Origin of the sequence: Flavobacterium sp. 2 (assembly GCF_049949195.1) — a bacterium.
Classification (GTDB): domain Bacteria; phylum Bacteroidota; class Bacteroidia; order Flavobacteriales; family Flavobacteriaceae; genus Flavobacterium.
Genome location: NZ_CP188206.1, coordinates 899102 through 916101 on the forward strand (window position 1 = coordinate 899102; position 17000 = coordinate 916101).

A 17000-nucleotide genomic window follows, 5' to 3' on the forward strand; every position below is an offset into this window, starting at 1 on the left:
TAAATACCACAAAACAAATGAGCACTAATCATAATAGAATTAAAGTCTCCGATTTAGAAACAAATGAGCGAGACAAAATTTTAAGTACTAATTCACTTGGCGAATTAGAATTTATGAATTTAAATGATCTAAAAACTGAAAATTATAATGCATTAGATTGTATTGAAGAAGGAAAAGCTCTGGATGCGAGACAAGGAAAAGTTTTAAAGGATTATATTGATAACTTTAAAAATGGTCTTAAGTCTTATTTTGATAGTTTATATCAATCGATTTTAGTTTCTGGAACAAATATCAAAACTATTTGTGGCATTCCATTGCTTGGAAGCGGAAGCATCGATGCTGATATTTTAGAACAAGTTATTATCAATTCAAGCACAAGCATTCAAGAATCTTGGAAAGGCAGGACTGTTTTAATACAAACTAGCTGCACTATTACAGTACCTGCATCACTAAGTGATTCATTTGCTTTTCAAGGCATTACAATGCCTGGAGTCACAATTACATGGCAAATAATCGCCCCAAAAACTTGGCTTTTTGGTTCTCCAAATGCTACCCTAGAAAAAAGTACTTTCTCTTTTATTCAAAAAGGTACTACTAACAGCATTATTCTTCTACAATAATGGGAATTAGAAGCTATAATTATGGAAAATTAAAAAATAATTCTCCTAATACATTCATAGGAGGAATTGCTCCTCAAGTAAGCACAGCATCAGCTTTAGCGACCAAATTAGGCATCGCAGTAAGTAATATTAAATCCTTTCAAATAAATTCAAATGGATTAGATATCAGCTGCAGAATCAATATAAATTATAATTTAGGAAATGGGTTTAGCAACAACGGCTCATATATAACATACTTCCTTGACTTTGATGGAAGAGTTACTTCTCTTACAAATTCGTTTTATTCATGCTTTTCGCTAAAATATGTATATCTTCCAAAAGTTACTTCAATTGGAGAATTCTGCTTCTATCATGAAAACCAAAGAACTGATTATGAAACGATGTATCCTATAAAGGCATTATATCTACCTTCATTAATTTATTTAGGCAAAAATGTTACTAACAATGAAGGCGTTTTCAAAAGTACCACTCGTCCCACAAATTTGTATACTAATGACTATCTAAGAACTGTAAATGCAGGTAATCCAGATAATGACATTGTAAGTGGAGCAGCTATAGGAGTAACTACAACATATATTTTAGATTTCACAAAACCTAATTCTATAACTAATTTATCTGCAGGAGACATTTATAATTCTGCAATACAATTAAACTTCGCAATACCATTAAGTGTGAATACTCTTAGTGATTATGAAGTTTGGGTTAATGGCGCATATTATACTCATATACCAGGGAGTGGATCATACATTTATGGGCTGACGGCGAATACCAATTATAATATTGAAATCTACTCTACTGATATTTATTATAATAGGTCTTATGTAAGTAATGCCTTGTCAGTTTCGACAAACAGTACTTCTACTATTTCTACAAATGGTCTTATATCATATTACCGATTCAATGAGTCTTCGGGAAATATTTTATTTGATAATTATGGTACAAACAATGGTATATATTCAGGTTGTACTCTAGGAGTGGCAGGTATAAAAGGAGGCACTAGTGCGTTTCTTAACGGAACGACTGACTATATTGACCTCGGAAACCCTTCTGCTTTTCAATTGAATACTGGAGCTATTGTCTTTTGGGTAAAATCCACAAATGTCTTGAACAATCCTCGAACACTAATATCAAAAAATGGGGCATATACGATAAAATTGGTATATGGTAATATAGGCACGCAACAAACTGCAACTGGATACTGGAACTTAATAGCAATTAATTTTGCACCTGGAACAAACAATTCAAGAATATATGTAAATGAATATGTAGCTTCTGTTTTCACAAATACAGTTTCTACACAGGCAAATAAGCTTATAATTGCAAGTTCTTCTACTGGATATAATGGTTCTATTGATGAAATGGCAATCTACAATAGAAATTTAACACCTCAAGAAATTAAACTAATTTTCAACAATAAAAAGGGGTCGGAATTATAATTATATGAAAAAAATTAAATAGTGAATCTATTCAAATATTTACTCAAAATATAAAAAATGAGCACAAACTACAACAGAATAAAAGTGGCTGATTTGGAAACAAATGAGTCAAATAAAATTTTAACCACAGACGATAGTGGGAAATTAGAATTTACCAACATTAACGCTATAAAAGTCGACAGTTACAATGCCCTTGACTATACTGATGCGGGTAAAGCATTAGATGCAAGACAAGGTAAGATCTTAAAAGACTTTATCAACGATATTAATGCTTTGCTAATTTCAGATAATGTCAACTTAAATACAATCCAAAAATTAGTCGATGCAATTGAAGATGTAAAAGCTTCCTTAGATACAATTTTGGTTAATAACCTAAGTTCCGGCGGAACTACAAAGGCTTTAACTGCTGAAATGGGTAAAACATTGCAAAATACCAAAGTTGATAAAGCTCCTGGCGAAAGATTAATTAATGCTGAAGAAATTGCCAAACTCTCGGGAGTATCAAATGTTATTACTACAGTAAAAACAATAGTATCAACTGCGCTAGCAACTCAAAACGTTGCAGGATTTGTAAATTATATTAATGCCTTAAATCCAGTGCTTGCAGTTGGACCTAACGAAATTGTAAAGTATACAACCAGCGATACAGGACGAACATTCGAATTAAACTTAAGAGGTCGTTCTTTTGGTGTTGGACAACCAGCTATTACAACTTCAAATGTTATTGAAGTAACTGATTTCTTAAATAAAGACATCAAATTGAGTAATTATCTGTCTACACGTAACGATGGACAATCACCAACTAACAGAGTATTAGGAACAGATGCAAATGGTAATTTAAAAATGTATAGTATTACTGCTTTCCCTGCCCCTTTCTTAGAATCTCTAGTAGCCGATAACACATTACCATTAAATACTGGAAATGTTATTCTGAAAGGTGCTTTTTTCACTCCAACAATGACAGTTACAATTACAGGGCAAACAGTAAATTATATAACATTTATTACTGATAACGAAGTCCATGTTAATGTAACCACTGGCTCTGCTGAAGGCAATTTTGATGTCATTTTGAATAATGGATTGACTTCAACATTCATCGGTAAAATGTTAGTTGTTTTAGGAACTATATATACTCCTAGCGAAACAGATTGGATTAATAAATCATTCATTGACGTAAGTGAGAAAGGTAGTGCAAAAGTAGTTACTTTTAATTCTCAAGCTTCTGCAACATGGCCACAAGAATTTGATCATACACGTAACTTTTCATTCAGAGTCTCTTTTAAACCTTCACCATTAGGAGAAATACCTGCTAATGCATATTTACCCGTATTACGACTTGTAGATGCAACAACTGGTACTATTATTACATCTATGGGAGTTCTACGTGGTAACGGAAACAATATTCACGCATATACTATTGGATGGGGATCTCTAGCAGCGGTAGATTATCCTGGAACTAATGTAGGAAATGTATCGACTAATCCTGCTCTATTACCAGATCATTATCTTGAAATAAGACAGTATAATGGAGTACTCTACACCTATTTCGACAATGCTTTAAAACAGACAGCTCCAGCAGTTTTGACTAATAAAATAAAATTGGTAGCAAGACCAAAACTTTTTGATTTATGCAATATTAAATATATAGAATTACCTTAAAAATTTGCAATTTGTAATAAAAAACATCTAAAAGTGCTCGATAATCGAGCACTTTTTACTTTTTCAATAATTCTTTTTAAAAATAAAAGTCCATTATTTTCTCAAAACTTATCCTAAAAAACTCACTTTATTTTTACCAAATCTGATAGATTTTTTTATAAATCTCTGATATTTTCCCCATCACCAATCACAAAATTTTCCTAAATATTTTTCACTTAATTGATATATCGGGAAAAGTCGATATATTTGCATCATGGAAAATATAGAACTTTTTAAAGCACTTTCAAACAAGTCCAGATTGCAAATGCTGGAATGGCTGAAAGAACCTGAAATAAACTTTCCCAGTCAATTGGAACATGGCGGATTTGAACACGGCGTTTGCGTAGGACAAATTCAGGCTAAAGCCGGTTTGACACAATCTACAGTATCTGAATACTTGTCTATTCTTCAGCGCGCTGGTTTTATCGAAGCCAAACGTGTTGGGCAATGGACTTATTATAAACGCAACGAAGGTGCCTTTGAAGCACTCAGTAAATTAATTCAATCTAATTTGTAAAATTACTATGAGTACAAACAACCTGTTTTCGGAATTTAACTTAAAATCGTTAAACCTGAAAAACCGAATCGTAATGGCGCCAATGACGCGCTCTTTTTCTCCAAACGGAGTTCCAACTGACGAAGTAGCAGCTTATTACCAAAAAAGAGCTGAAGGCGAAGTTGGTTTAATTTTATCTGAAGGAACTGTAATCGACAGACCTTCATCATCAAACGATGCAAATGTTCCTCATTTTTATGGAGAATCTTCTTTAAATGGCTGGAAAAAAGTTATTGACGAAGTTCATGCTGCTGGCGGAAAAATGGGCCCGCAAATCTGGCATATGGGAATTATGGATAATCATCATTCTGGATGGGTTCCTCCTGTTCCTTTTGAAGGTCCGTCTGGATTAAACCGTCCTGATTTCAGAAATGGAGTTACGATGTCAGAAAAAGATATTGAAAATACAATTTTGGCTTTTGGTAAAGCTGCTGCCGATGCAAAAAGACTTGGTTTTGATACTATCGAAATTCACGGCGCTCACGGCTATTTGATTGACCAATTCTTTAGAGCAGAAACCAATTTACGCGAAGATATTTATGGCGGAAAAACTTTGCCAGAACGTAATCGTTTTGCAATTGAAGTCGTAAAAGAAGTTAGAAAACAAGTTGGAAATGATTTCGCTGTGATTATGCGTTTTTCTCAATTTAAACCTTCTGATTATAACTATAAACTAGCTAAAAATCCACAAGAATTAGAAGCTTGGCTTACTCCTCTTGTTGATGCCGGAGTTGATATTGTTCACGCTTCACAACGCAGATTCTGGGAACCTGAATTTGAAGGTTCTGATTTGAATTTTGCCGGATGGGCTAAAAAAGTCACAGGAGCTCCAACAATTACGGTTGGTTCTGTTGGTCTTTCAAGCGATTTCTTTGGAGCTTTTGCTGGTGAAAGTTCTGAGCCAACTTCTTTAGAAGAATTAAACAGACGTTTCGACAGAGGCGATTTTGATTTGGTTGCCGTTGGAAGACCTCTTTTATCAGATCCAAATTGGGTTGCTAAAATTAAAGCTGGAAAAACTGAGGAATTAAAAGGTTTCAGTAAAGAAGCTCTGGGAGCTTTGGTTTTAGAATAATTTTTAAGGTTCTGAGGTTCTAAGAAGCTGAGGTTCTAAGTTTTCTATTCTCTATTTTTATACAGATTTTTAGAATAACTTTAAATACAAAAGGGATAAACAATTATGTTTATCCCTCTTTTTTTGAATATCTATAACTAACAAAATTAGAAATTCAATATTTTAATCAAGCTCAAAAGAAACAGAGTTACAAAGAATCAAAGTTTTTTTCTTTTGTAACTTAGAACCTTAGCTTCTTAGAACCTCAGAACCTTTTTTCTGAAATTTCTTCTGAAGCCAATTTCTAACTGGTTCATCGTATAATTTTAAACATACAAAAGCTAAAACAATACTTGCTACCAGAAGTGCAATTCCAGGAAGTAATCCGTCTTCAAGCGAAACTTTATTGTTCACGACCCAAGCCGTATACCAGTAAATAAGCGGATAATGTGTGATATAAATTGGATATGAAATATCACCTAAAAGTTTGCATATTTTAGCCGAAAAAGCACTTTTAATTTGTCCGCCAGCACCGATAGCAACGATAAGTGGAAATACCAAAATAATACAGAAAGATTCATATAAACCGTTAATCCATAAAGAGTTTTCGTCTCCAAATCTTGGCAAAGCCAAAACGATAATGATCAAAATACTGCAAATCCAAAAAGCACCTTTCAGATGAATTAGTTTTCCTAAACGGCAAAGCAACATACCTGCAAAAAACGGATATAATAATCGAGTAAAACCAATGTTCATTTGCTCCAAATTTAAAGACCACCCTCCTATCACGTCGCCTTTTGGTCCAAAAACCAGATAATTAATTAGCAGTCCGGCAAATATCACTACAAAAACTGATAATACTTTTTTCGAAAATTTGCGAAAAATTAGGGCGTACAAGATGTTTGCAATATATTCGAAAAAAAGTGACCATGCCGGACCATCTAAAGGATGCATTTCGCCCCAGCCTCTGATTTCTAATGAAGGCGGAATAGGCAGCAACGTAAATCCGATTACCATTGTTACAATTACTTTCCACACTTCCATATTTGCAATCATTGGAAATAATATATCTGAAGCCTGAAAATAATAAAATATGGCACCTATAATCATTCCCATAACTACCATGGGCTGTAAACGAATTAATCGACGTTTGTAAAATTCCCATTTTGTCATTTTTCCCCAACGGTCATCATACGCGTAAGCGACAACAAATCCGGATAAAAGGAAAAAGAAATCAACGGCTAAATAACCGTGATTGATAATTTGTTTAAAACGGTTACCGCCTGCGAAAGTTTCAAAAATATGAAAAGCTACAACTAATATTGCAGCAACTCCGCGCAGACCGTCCAAGATTTCGTAATGTTTTTTTGGTTTTATATCGGTCATATTAATGGTGAATTATAAATTGTTAATGGTGAATTTAATTGATAATTTAGAATTCACAATTATTGATGGTTTTTCAGCCATTCTAATCTTCTCTGATCTGGAAGATGTTTTACGGTGAAATTTTCGAATTTAGCTTCAAAACCATTTCCATCTGGAGAAGCTGCCATTAACCCAACCATAACTGGTGTGTTATCCTGTAACGGCGCATTTCTGGTCATGATATAATTTTTATCATCATAAGAGAAAAATACTTCTACAGCGTCTAGTCTTCTTACCACTTTAATCCATACAAACGGCGGCGCTTTTTCAAGCGTTGTTACACTCCAATCGCTTTTGTCGTGCGTTACAACTGTACTGATATTAAATTTTCCATCAACAAATTCAACTCCAGTCTTAATGTAATTTTTCTCATCTACACGAATCATTAATCCCATTTGATCAAAACGAGCGATGTAATTTCCCGTAATTTTTACTTTGGCCTCAAACTCTCCACCATAAGTTGCGTAGTAAAATGGCGCATCATCAACTGTGAATCCGTAATGCGAAATTCGCCAATAATCGCTATTTGGCGTTACATTCATTATTAGCGCGTTATTTTTAATTTCCCATTTTTCAGGTTCATTAAACCATTGCATTTTATTTAAACTTTGTGCCGAGATTTTACACGCAAAAAATAAAATCAAAACGGCAAGTATATTTTTTTTCATGTCATTTATTTTTTAAACCATTAAGATATAAAGAAAATTAAGTTGGACTTAATGATCTTGATCTTAGCTGACATTAAGAAAATAAAGCTTCACTTTATGAACCTTAATGTCTTAATGGTAAAATTTAAATCAAAAGCAAAGCTGCAAATTTTTACACTTGCAGCTTTACAAACCAACCAATTTAGAAATAATGAAATTATTGAAGTGAGAAGCCCACTTTAGATTTTATATCGGCTGAAGATGCACCAATTAAAGCTTCAAAAGCTCCAGGTTCAGCAACCCAGTCGTGTTTTTTATCATCAAAGAAACTTAAAGCTGTTTTATCAACTGTAAAAGTTACTGTTTTTTCTTCTCCAGCTTTAAGCGAAACTTTCTCAAAACCTTTTAATTCTTTTACAGGGCGAGGTAAAGAAGATTTTAAATCGCTGATATAAAGCTGTACAGTTTCAGATCCTTCACGACTTCCTGTATTTTTTACAGTAACTGAGAATGTTATTTTATCACCTGCACTCATTTGTTTTTTATCCGCAGTAACTTTTCCATAAGCAAAAGTCGTATAGCTTAATCCGTGACCAAAAGGGAATAATGGTTTGATTTTTTGTTTGTCTGCCCAACGGTATCCAACAAAAATTCCTTCGTTGTAAACCACTTCATCTCCACCTGGAAACTGACCTAAAGCGTGTGCTCCATTATCAGTTAATTTTACTGGGAAAGTGAAAGTCAATTTTCCTGACGGATTCACATCTCCAACCAAAACATTTGCCAAAGCATTTCCTGCTTCAGTTCCTAAAAACCATCCTTGAACAATTCCTGGTACTTCTTTTACCCACGGCATTGACACAGCATTTCCAGAAATATTAATGAAAACAATGTTTTTATTTACTTTCGCTAATTGGCTGATTAATTCATTCTGGCCATAAGAAAGTTCTAATCCTTTACGATCGTGTCCTTCATCATCTTGATTTGGACTTTTATTCAAACCTCCAATGAAAAGAACAATATCAGCATCTTTCGCTACTTTTAAAGCTTCAGCCGTCAATTCAGCAGGCGAACGTTTTTCTTCTAAACTAACTTTAGCCACAACTCCGTTATAGTTGCTTGTTGGATCTCCAACATAACCACGAGCGTAAACGATTTCAGCCTGATTGCCAATTTTTTTCTTTAATCCTTCAAGAGGTGTAATTTCGTATCTTGCTTTCAAAGAAGAACTTCCTCCTCCTACTGTCATCATTTTGATTGCATTTTCTCCAATAACAGCAATTTTCTTAGTTTTAGAAAGATTGATTGGCAAAATATTGTTGTTGTTTTGCAATAATACAATTCCTTCTTCAGCGATTTTACGACCTGCATCAGCATGTTCTTGTGTTCCGAAAGATCCGAAAGGACGATTTTTATCCATTGTTGTCAAGAAAGCCAAACGCAGAATACGACGTACTTTTTCATCTAATTCTTTAGTTCCAACTTCACCTTTCTTGATCATTTCAGAATAAGGTTTTGCTAAATAATAATTATCATAAGCATTGCTTGTTCCCCAAGAAAGTCCGTTTGTCCAAGAACCAAATTCCATATCCAAACCATTGTAAATAGCTTGTTTAGTATCATGAACACCACCCCAATCTGAAACTACAACTCCTTTGAATCCCCATTCTTTACGAAGAATATCGTTTAACAAAAACTCATTGTGGCAACATTGCTGTCCTTTGTATTTGTTGTAAGATCCCATAATAGCCCACGCGTCTCCATCTTGTACAGCTGCTTTAAAAGCTGGAAGATAGATTTCGTATAAAGCACGGTCGTCAACTACAACGTTAACAGTATTTCTGTTTGTTTCCTGATTGTTTAATGCGAAGTGCTTCACACAAGCCGCAACGCCATTTGACTGAACTCCTTTAATATAAGGAACAACCATTTTTGAAGTTAAAAACGGATCTTCTCCCATGTATTCGAAGTTTCTTCCGTTTAATGGACTTCTGTAAATGTTTACTCCAGGTCCTAATAGTACGTTTTTATTACGGTAACGTGCTTCCTCTCCGATAGATTTACCATATAAAGAAGCCAATTCTTTGTTCCAAGTTGCAGAAAGTGCCGTAAGTGCCGGGAAAGCAATACAAGAATCGTTTGTCCAACCAGCCTGATCCCATTCGTCCCATTTTACTTCGGTACGAATTCCGTGTGGTCCATCGGTCATCCAGTTTTCTGGAATTCCAAGACGTTTTACACCTGGCGAACTAAATTTTGACTGCGCATGAATCATGGCAATTTTCTCGTCAGTTGTCATTCTTTTAAGCGCATCTTCTACACGCTCATCAATTGGCTTTTTATCATCAAGATAAACCGGAACTTTATTTTGTGCATTCAATCCGAATGAACTCAATAAAACTAAAACAACGATTGTTTTAACGTTTTTAAACATAACTATTATTTATTTAAGCATTCAATTTTAATTAAAGATACTCTAGTAGTCATTTGTACCTTTTAATAATATTGTAAAACTAAAACGTTATCGTACATGTTACATTTTTAAACGCAAAAAAGTAGTGAATTAAAAAATCAAACATTTGATTATCAATTAAATAACAAAAAAAATATAGCAAAAAAAGTAGTGCTTTTAAAATATTTTCTTATGATTTCAAGGCCATTGAACCAATTTTTGCCACCATTTCTTCAAAATCATTTCGAGAAACTGCAGCTTTATTTCGAGCTCTGGTTCGGTAGTTGTAAATTGTGCTTAAAGAGTAACGAAGAAATGCTGCTATCTTGACACTATCTATAATTCCAAGTCGGATCAAAGCAAAAATTCTTAATTCAGTATTTAGCAATTCGCCTTGTTTTAATACAATTTGTTCTTCAGGAATTAAAAGTGTATTAAAATCCTTTACAAATGTTGGATAAAGATTCAAAAAGATAATATCGAAGTTTTTGTAAAGTTCTTCAAGTTCGTTATCAACCAAAGTCGTTGATTTTAATATTTTATAAATTTCATCAAACTGTTTTGCCGTCGCTTTTTTATTCAAAATAATGCGATAGTTTTCCAGCTTATTGATATAAGTAGAACAAAGACTGAAAAAGTGCGCTATATATTCTTCTTTAACATGATTAGATTCAGACAATTGCGAATTTGTCTCCTTAAGTTGCTCGTTTGTTTGAGTAATATCTTTGTTTAATTCGGCTAATTTTTGACTGGTTTCATAAAGTTCTCCACGAATTCTCGAAACCTTTTTCATTTGCTTGTAAACGTAAATTATCGCAACAATCAAGAACACAGACAATAAGCTGATACACATCAAATAAAATTGTAATTCTGTTTTTCGTTTTGCTTCTTTCTCCAAATAAACGGTATTGATAATTGAATAAACCTCTGACATTAAAAGCGTTCTAAATTGAACATTGCAATAAAGCGCGTCTTCAATTGCCGATTGTGTAAGCTTATAAGCCATATCGACATCGCCAATTTCATAAAAAACTGACGCTAATTCCTGCAGAGAAGCATTGTCTTTATTCGCATTTTTTAAATCTGCCGTTGCAGAAAGTGCATAGTATTTTTTTCGAAGTTCCAGATTGTGAGTTGCTTCATTAATTTTTCCTAAGAGATAGGTGATAATAGCATATTGCGGATTATCTTCGGTTGTAGTTTTGAGTAGGTTTTCAAGCTGTTTTTGCGTGTTGATATATTTCTTATGAAAAAGATCCTGCGTAAGTTTCGTGATTTTGTAATCTAAAGTATTAGGTTTTAAAACCAATAAAAGCGAATCACGATATTTTCCAATTTGCTGGCGGTATTCGTCATTATAACTATTTGCAGCATAGTGTTCGAAAAATTCGCGATAGGCGATGTAATAATTTGGCAATAAGCTTAAAGCCAGTTTGTTTTTATTGATACTTTTTAAAATAGCTTCAGATTCGCGGTATTTTCCTGAAGAAGAATAAAGCGTAACCAATTCTAATTGTGCTAAATTGAGAAGATTTTTATCCTGAAGTTGTTCGCCAATTTTGATATTCTTTTTTACATACCGAATAGCCGAATCCGAATTGAATTTCTGATATTCTAAATACAACGTTTTATTGTAACTGTATTCCTGTTCTGGAGTTAAGCTCTCCGATTTTATTCTTTTGAAGTTTAAAATTCGTTCTTCTTTAAGCTCTACATAATGCTGTTTATTTTTTAAAGCATCATTTAATTTATCCAAAATAATGTCTTCGCTATCCAAAGCAAATATTGGAAAGCTAAGCAATAAAGCGCAAAACAGTAAAAGGTTTTTCAATTTGGTGGTGGTCGATAGTTTTTAGAAAAGCAAATATAATGAGATACTAAGGTTCTAAGATGCTAAGGTTCTAAGTTTTTTTTAGTTGCCACGAATTTGCTTTGCTTATTCGTGGCAGAAAACTTTATGATTTAACTGCAATTGGAGCTGAAAGACAACTTTCTGGAATATCAAAAGCATTTACCAAAGCCACAGCATCTGGGCGGATATCCCAGCATAACTGATTTACTATTTTACGGATCGCTTTTGTTTTAACTGCTTCCATATAACCGTCTTCAAGATACCAGGCTTTGTTTTTTTCGATCTGCGAAAGCGCAAATAACTGGTACAATTTGGTCAATATTTGTTTCGAATTTTCATCTGAAATTGTCTTCAAAGCTTCTTGGAACTGCTCTAAAACAATTCGTTCCAAATACGCCTGTGCCACATCTATCATTTGATGTTGTACGACATTAAAGGCATCATAAGCTTCTAATCCTCCGTCAACTAATTTTTTGATACGTTTTGCCGCCGATGCTAATATTGTTTTTTCCCTGTGTACAAAAGCTTGATGATGAAATTCGGCATCTAACAAATGTTCATCTTCCGTTCTTCGGGTTGCGATTGGATTTTTCTCTGACAATGCCGTTTTAGCATTTTCATAAACATAATTAATGATGCCAAGCGATCCCATTTCTCCAAACGATTTTCTGAATTCAGACAAACGGTTTTTAGCTACCAATTGCATTAAAACGGTATTATCTCCTTCAAAAGTCGTGTAAATTTCAGTATCATTTTTTAAAGCATCGATTCGGTTTTCAGATAAATATCCTTTTCCACCACAAGCTTCACGGCATTCTTGCAAAATCTCTCTTGTACTCCAGGTTGAATATGATTTTAATCCGGCTGCCAAGGCTTCTATTTCCTGCATTTCGGCTTCTGTTCTATTCAAAAATCTATTGGTAAGATATTGAAGTGCAAAATGAACCGCGTATGTTTTAGCCAAATTCGGCAATAATCTTCGCTGATGCATTCTGTAATTTAAAATCGGAACTTCTGATCCGCCTTCTGGACCAAATTGTCTTCTTTGATCGCTGTAGCGAATGGCAATGGTCAATCCTGATTTGGCTGCCGCCAAAGCTGAACGGGGAATTCCGATTCTTCCTCCTACCAAAGTTCCCAACATGGTGAAAAATCGACGGTTATCACTCGGAATTGGACTTTCGAATTCTCCTTTTTCATTAACAGAAGCAAAACGATCCAGCATATTATCCTTCGGAATTACGACATTATCAAAACTGATTGTTCCGTTATCAACGCCGTTTAGGCCCATTTTATGACCGCAATCTCCAATTGTAACTCCGTTTAAAACATTTCCATTTGAATCACGCAAAGGCACCACAAAAGCATTTACGCCATAATCGTGATCGTCGATAATTAATTTAGCAAAAACAGTTGCCATTTGGCCGTGAACAGCAGCGTTTCCGATATATTCTTTTTGGGCATTTTTATTCGGCGTATGAATTGTAAAAGTCTGATTGCTGTGATTATAAGTTGCTGTAGTTTCTAAACCTTTTACATTTGATCCGTGATGGGTTTCAGTCATGGCGAAACATCCGGGAAGTTTTAGAGAACCAATATCTTTTAAATATTTAGCATAATGTTTTTCGGTTCCAAGAGACTGAACACTCATTCCCCAAAGTCCAAATTGAACACCAAATTTTATCACCAAACTCAAATCGTGATAACTCAGCGTTTCCATAATTGCAAAATAATCTTCTACATTTCCTCCTCCGCCATATTCCTTCGGATAAGCCATATTTCCTAAGTTTTCTTCGGCTAAAATTTTACACCAATTGTAAACCGTTTGGCGGAAAACATTAATATCTGTAGAAGTTTCATAAGCAAATTCAGGTCGGGAAATAATTGATTTTACTCTTTTTATAATTGGAGCTTCTTTTCCGTCTAATAATTCGGTTATTTTATTAATATCAAAATTTTCAGATGTCTGCGAATTTGCTGTAAACGAATTTGCTTTTGTTTTGAAATTCTGCAATGCTTCTTCGCCTAAAATCCCAAGATCATTCTCCAATTTTGTAAAATCTGATTCTATTGGCGTTAAATCCAAATCATTGCCAGAAAGCGCTTTTGCAATATCAAAAACAGATTTTATAGAAGATTTATCCTGAATACTTTTTTCAATATCTAATTTCCATTGTGTGAGTTCATTTCGCGAAGGCGGATTTGAAACATCAACTTTTGAAAGAAGAAGTTCTTTTTCCTCTGAAGATAAAGCAGAAAGCGAATTGATGAATTCTTTTAAAGTTGAAAATTCTTTTTGAGTCAGTAAATCATCTGACCAAACAAGATAAAACAACGGAATAAAGGCTTGAAGTTTGGTATTTTTCATAAATTTTAGAATCGATTTGGAAATAGTTTTTATTTTTTTGCCACAGATTAAAAGGATTGAAAAGATTTTTTAACGCCGCTAATTCACAAATTAATTATAAAAAAATGTGAATTCATGGCTATTTTTCAGCATAAAGAAAATAATCCGTTTAATCTGTGAAATCTGTGGTCTATTTTTAAATAAAAAAACAGGAATGAAAAATAATCATTCCTGTTTTAAAACCCTGTTAAGATTCTCGTAATTTTGTGTTTTAAACCAATAAAAAATGCAAGATTACTTTATTGAGAATCTTTAGATGACAGGATATATTTTTGTTTTAGAGCAAAAATATGATGTGAATTAAAAACTAACACCGCTATAAAAATTATACTATAAGCTGCAATCTGCAAAGTGCTGATTTGTTCTTTAAATACAAAAGCAGCCAACATAAAAGCAATCATTGGATTTATATTTAGCAACATTCCCACAGTTGAAGACGGAAGCCCTGAAAGCGCATATAAATTCAAAAACAAAGGAATAATGGTAAACGCAATTGCGATCGTTTCAATGAAAAAATAAAATTTAAATTCAGTAGGAACTGGTCCGCTGTATGCTGGGTAAAAAGGCAATAAAACCAACGCTGCCAAAGTAATATGAAATGTTAGCACAATGAATTTATCAAAACCTTTATTAATTCGCTGACTTACTAAATAAGAAGCATACGTTAGTCCAATAATGATGCTGAAAAACATATCCATGATATCTGCATAAGACAGCAACAAACAACCTAAAATACTTAATCCAACGGCAAGCCATTGTGTTTTAGCTAGCTTTTCTTTCAATAAAAAATAAGCCAGTAAAGTTGTTAAAATCGGGCAAACTAAATAGGCCAAAGAAGTTGCTTTAACACTCACATGATTCATTACATAAATAAAAGTGAACCAGTTTGCCATTAAAAAGAAGCTTCCGCCGATGTTAAGCAAAATTGCTTTCTTCTTTTCTGAAGAAGAAAGCGCTCTGAAACTCCCCACGGTTTCTTTTATTTTGCTTCTTTTAAAAAGAAAAGCGATCAGTAGCATTAAAATACTGCAGCTGAAAACTCGAAAAAATAATATATCCAAAGACTGATAATCATGAATTGGTCTTAAAACCAAACTGAAAAATCCCCAGACAGTATAAGCGGTAATCGCAGCAGTATAATATTTTGATGTTTTCACGATTTCTATTTCTTCTTTTATGTTGAGGCAAATTTCTTAAAAATAAAACAGCAATACAGATACAGTTTTTGTAAATTGCAACGCAACAGTTTATTTTTATGAAAAATTCCAATTACTTGTATTTACAGTTTGCAGATGTTATTGAAAAGCAGATAAAGTCTGGTCTTTTAAACGTTGGCGACAAATTGCCGTCGATAAGGGAAGTTTGTGCCGAAACTGGCTATAGCATGAGTACAGTCAGTAAAGCTTATTATGAAGTCGAGAGCAGATCACTGATTGAATCACGTCCGCAATCTGGTTATTATGTGAGCAATGTTTCTGCCAGAGTTATTGCAGAACCTTCTGCAAGCAAGCCAATATTAAAAGTTGAAAATATCGATCGCGAAGATTTGCTTGATTTGGTTTATGGAGATATGAGAGTGAAAGATGTTACGATGCTTTCCCTTGGTTTTCCTTCAAATGAATTATTGCCAATTGCCAAACTGAACAAAGGAATGGTTCAGGCGATGCGTCAATTGCCAAACAGCGGGACAAGTTATGAGGAAATTCAGGGAAACAACAATTTGAGAAAAGAAATTGCGCGTTGGTCATTTACCTGGGGCGGTTCTTTGACTGAAGAGGATATTATTACAACTCCCGGCTGTATATCTGCCATTTCTGATTGTTTGTTAACGCTGACAAAACCCGGAGATACTATTATTACTGAAAGTCCGATTTATTTTGGTATTCTTCAATTGGCCAGATCTTTAGGTTTGTATGTAATGGAACTTCCAACCAATATGACAACCGGAATAGAACTGGAAGCCGTTAAAAAAACACTTAAATCCAATAAAGTAAAAGCATGTGTTTTAATGAGCAACTTCAGTAATCCGTCGGGAAGTATGATGCCAGCCGAACATAAAAAAGAAATTGTACGTTTAATGGATTTTTATAATGTCCCATTAATTGAAGATGATATTCACGGCGATTTGTACTTTGGCGCAAGCCGACCTACAAATTGCAAAACCTATGACGAAAGCGGTATTGTTTTATGTTGCAGTTCGGTTTCTAAAACATTGGCGCCGGGATATCGTGTTGGCTGGGTTTCGCCAGGAAAATTTAAAAAAGAAATATTGCGAACTAAATTGTATCACACCATTTCTGCAACTACGATTACGCATGAAGTTGTTGGTGATTTCCTTAAAAATGGCCGTTATGAGAATCATCTGAGAAAAATACGCCAGATTTTAAATCGAAACTGCAATAATTATATCAATACAGTTTTAGAATCCTTTCCGTCAGGAACAAAAGTCAGCCAGCCTCAAGGTGGATTTTTTCTTTGGGTTGAATTGGATAGAAAAATAGATACAGCGGCCTTTTATCATTTGGCTATGAAACACAATATTAGCATTGCACCAGGAAGAATTTTCTCTTTTCAGGATCAGTTTTCAAATTGTATGCGCTTGAGTTTTGGTCTTCCTTGGACAAATGAATTGCGAACTTCTATTCAGATATTGGGAAGATTAGCAAAACAATTATAAGACATCAATAGTCCGCGTCTAGTTTGTCATTCCGAGGAACGAGGAATCTCCGCGAGTAGCTCGACAAAGATTGGCGAATTTCTAGACGGAGTTTCTTGTGGAGATTCCTCGTTCCTCGGAATGACAAAACTGTGAGGTTACATCAAAAAAAAAATAAAAAACCAGACAGCGCCACT

Annotated in this window: 12 protein-coding genes; 6 read left to right on the forward strand and 6 right to left on the reverse strand. The window is 34.1% G+C overall.

Going from position 1 to position 17000, the window contains the following annotated elements:
* Positions 1-17: 17 nt before the first annotated feature.
* The 5 genes from ACNFIH_RS03690 (at position 18) to ACNFIH_RS03710 (ending at position 5385) form a co-directional block, all read left to right on the forward strand.
* Positions 18-620 (forward strand): hypothetical protein, encoded by a 603-nt coding sequence (locus ACNFIH_RS03690; RefSeq protein ID WP_426485545.1) that lies wholly within the window; start codon positions 18-20, stop codon positions 618-620.
* Positions 620-2056 (forward strand): LamG domain-containing protein, encoded by a 1437-nt coding sequence (locus tag ACNFIH_RS03695; RefSeq protein ID WP_426485546.1) that lies wholly within the window; start codon positions 620-622, stop codon positions 2054-2056. The genes ACNFIH_RS03690 and ACNFIH_RS03695 overlap by 1 nt, the downstream gene beginning before the upstream one ends.
* Positions 2057-2113: 57 nt before the next feature.
* A complete protein-coding gene (locus ACNFIH_RS03700; RefSeq protein WP_426485547.1) occupies positions 2114-3715 on the forward strand; it encodes a hypothetical protein in 1602 nt (533 codons plus the stop codon).
* A gap of 253 nt (positions 3716-3968) precedes the next feature.
* Positions 3969-4271 (forward strand): ArsR/SmtB family transcription factor, encoded by a 303-nt coding sequence (locus tag ACNFIH_RS03705; protein ID WP_035644774.1) that lies wholly within the window; start codon positions 3969-3971, stop codon positions 4269-4271.
* Positions 4272-4278: 7 nt separating this feature from the next.
* Positions 4279-5385 (forward strand): NADH:flavin oxidoreductase, encoded by a 1107-nt coding sequence (locus tag ACNFIH_RS03710; protein ID WP_426485548.1) that lies wholly within the window; start codon positions 4279-4281, stop codon positions 5383-5385.
* A 228-nt stretch (positions 5386-5613) separates the two neighbouring features.
* Here ACNFIH_RS03710 and ACNFIH_RS03715 read toward each other — a convergent pair whose 3' ends face one another.
* The 6 genes from ACNFIH_RS03715 to ACNFIH_RS03740 form a co-directional block, all read right to left on the reverse strand.
* A complete protein-coding gene (locus ACNFIH_RS03715) occupies positions 5614-6750 on the reverse strand; it encodes an acyltransferase family protein (protein WP_426485549.1) in 1137 nt (378 codons plus the stop codon).
* A 59-nt stretch (positions 6751-6809) separates the two neighbouring features.
* Positions 6810-7457: a DUF1349 domain-containing protein gene (locus ACNFIH_RS03720; RefSeq protein WP_426485550.1), complete on the reverse strand. Its 648-nt coding sequence runs from the start codon at positions 7455-7457 to the stop codon at positions 6810-6812.
* 196 nt (positions 7458-7653) lie between these two features.
* Positions 7654-9870, reverse strand: coding sequence for a glycoside hydrolase family 3 C-terminal domain-containing protein (locus ACNFIH_RS03725; RefSeq protein ID WP_426485551.1), 2217 nt, complete (start codon positions 9868-9870; stop codon positions 7654-7656).
* Positions 9871-10078: 208 nt separating this feature from the next.
* Positions 10079-11719 carry a DUF6377 domain-containing protein gene (locus ACNFIH_RS03730; protein ID WP_426485552.1) on the reverse strand — a complete coding sequence of 547 codons (1641 nt, stop codon included), beginning with the start codon at positions 11717-11719 and terminating at the stop codon, positions 10079-10081.
* Positions 11720-11843: 124 nt separating this feature from the next.
* Positions 11844-14108 (reverse strand): acyl-CoA dehydrogenase, encoded by a 2265-nt coding sequence (locus ACNFIH_RS03735; RefSeq protein WP_426485553.1) that lies wholly within the window; start codon positions 14106-14108, stop codon positions 11844-11846.
* A 278-nt stretch (positions 14109-14386) separates the two neighbouring features.
* Positions 14387-15304, reverse strand: coding sequence for an EamA family transporter (locus ACNFIH_RS03740; protein ID WP_426485554.1), 918 nt, complete (start codon positions 15302-15304; stop codon positions 14387-14389).
* Between the two features lie 98 nt (positions 15305-15402).
* On the opposite strand from ACNFIH_RS03740, the gene ACNFIH_RS03745 reads away from it, so the two are divergent.
* The gene (locus ACNFIH_RS03745; protein ID WP_426485555.1) at positions 15403-16824 is read left to right on the forward strand and encodes a PLP-dependent aminotransferase family protein; all 1422 of its coding nucleotides are present in this window, start codon (positions 15403-15405) and stop codon (positions 16822-16824) included.
* Positions 16825-17000 lie beyond the last annotated feature (176 nt).

Coding starts and splice junctions, on each gene's coding strand:
- ACNFIH_RS03690 (WP_426485545.1), top strand. CDS start 18: ATGAGCACTAATCATAATAGAATTAAAGTCTCCGATTTAGAAACAAAT.
- ACNFIH_RS03695 (WP_426485546.1), top strand. CDS start 620: ATGGGAATTAGAAGCTATAATTATGGAAAATTAAAAAATAATTCTCCT.
- ACNFIH_RS03700 (WP_426485547.1), top strand. CDS start 2,114: ATGAGCACAAACTACAACAGAATAAAAGTGGCTGATTTGGAAACAAAT.
- ACNFIH_RS03705 (WP_035644774.1), top strand. CDS start 3,969: ATGGAAAATATAGAACTTTTTAAAGCACTTTCAAACAAGTCCAGATTG.
- ACNFIH_RS03710 (WP_426485548.1), top strand. CDS start 4,279: ATGAGTACAAACAACCTGTTTTCGGAATTTAACTTAAAATCGTTAAAC.
- ACNFIH_RS03715 (WP_426485549.1), bottom strand. CDS start 6,750: ATGACCGATATAAAACCAAAAAAACATTACGAAATCTTGGACGGTCTG.
- ACNFIH_RS03720 (WP_426485550.1), bottom strand. CDS start 7,457: ATGAAAAAAAATATACTTGCCGTTTTGATTTTATTTTTTGCGTGTAAA.
- ACNFIH_RS03725 (WP_426485551.1), bottom strand. CDS start 9,870: ATGTTTAAAAACGTTAAAACAATCGTTGTTTTAGTTTTATTGAGTTCA.
- ACNFIH_RS03735 (WP_426485553.1), bottom strand. CDS start 14,108: ATGAAAAATACCAAACTTCAAGCCTTTATTCCGTTGTTTTATCTTGTT.
- ACNFIH_RS03745 (WP_426485555.1), top strand. CDS start 15,403: ATGAAAAATTCCAATTACTTGTATTTACAGTTTGCAGATGTTATTGAA.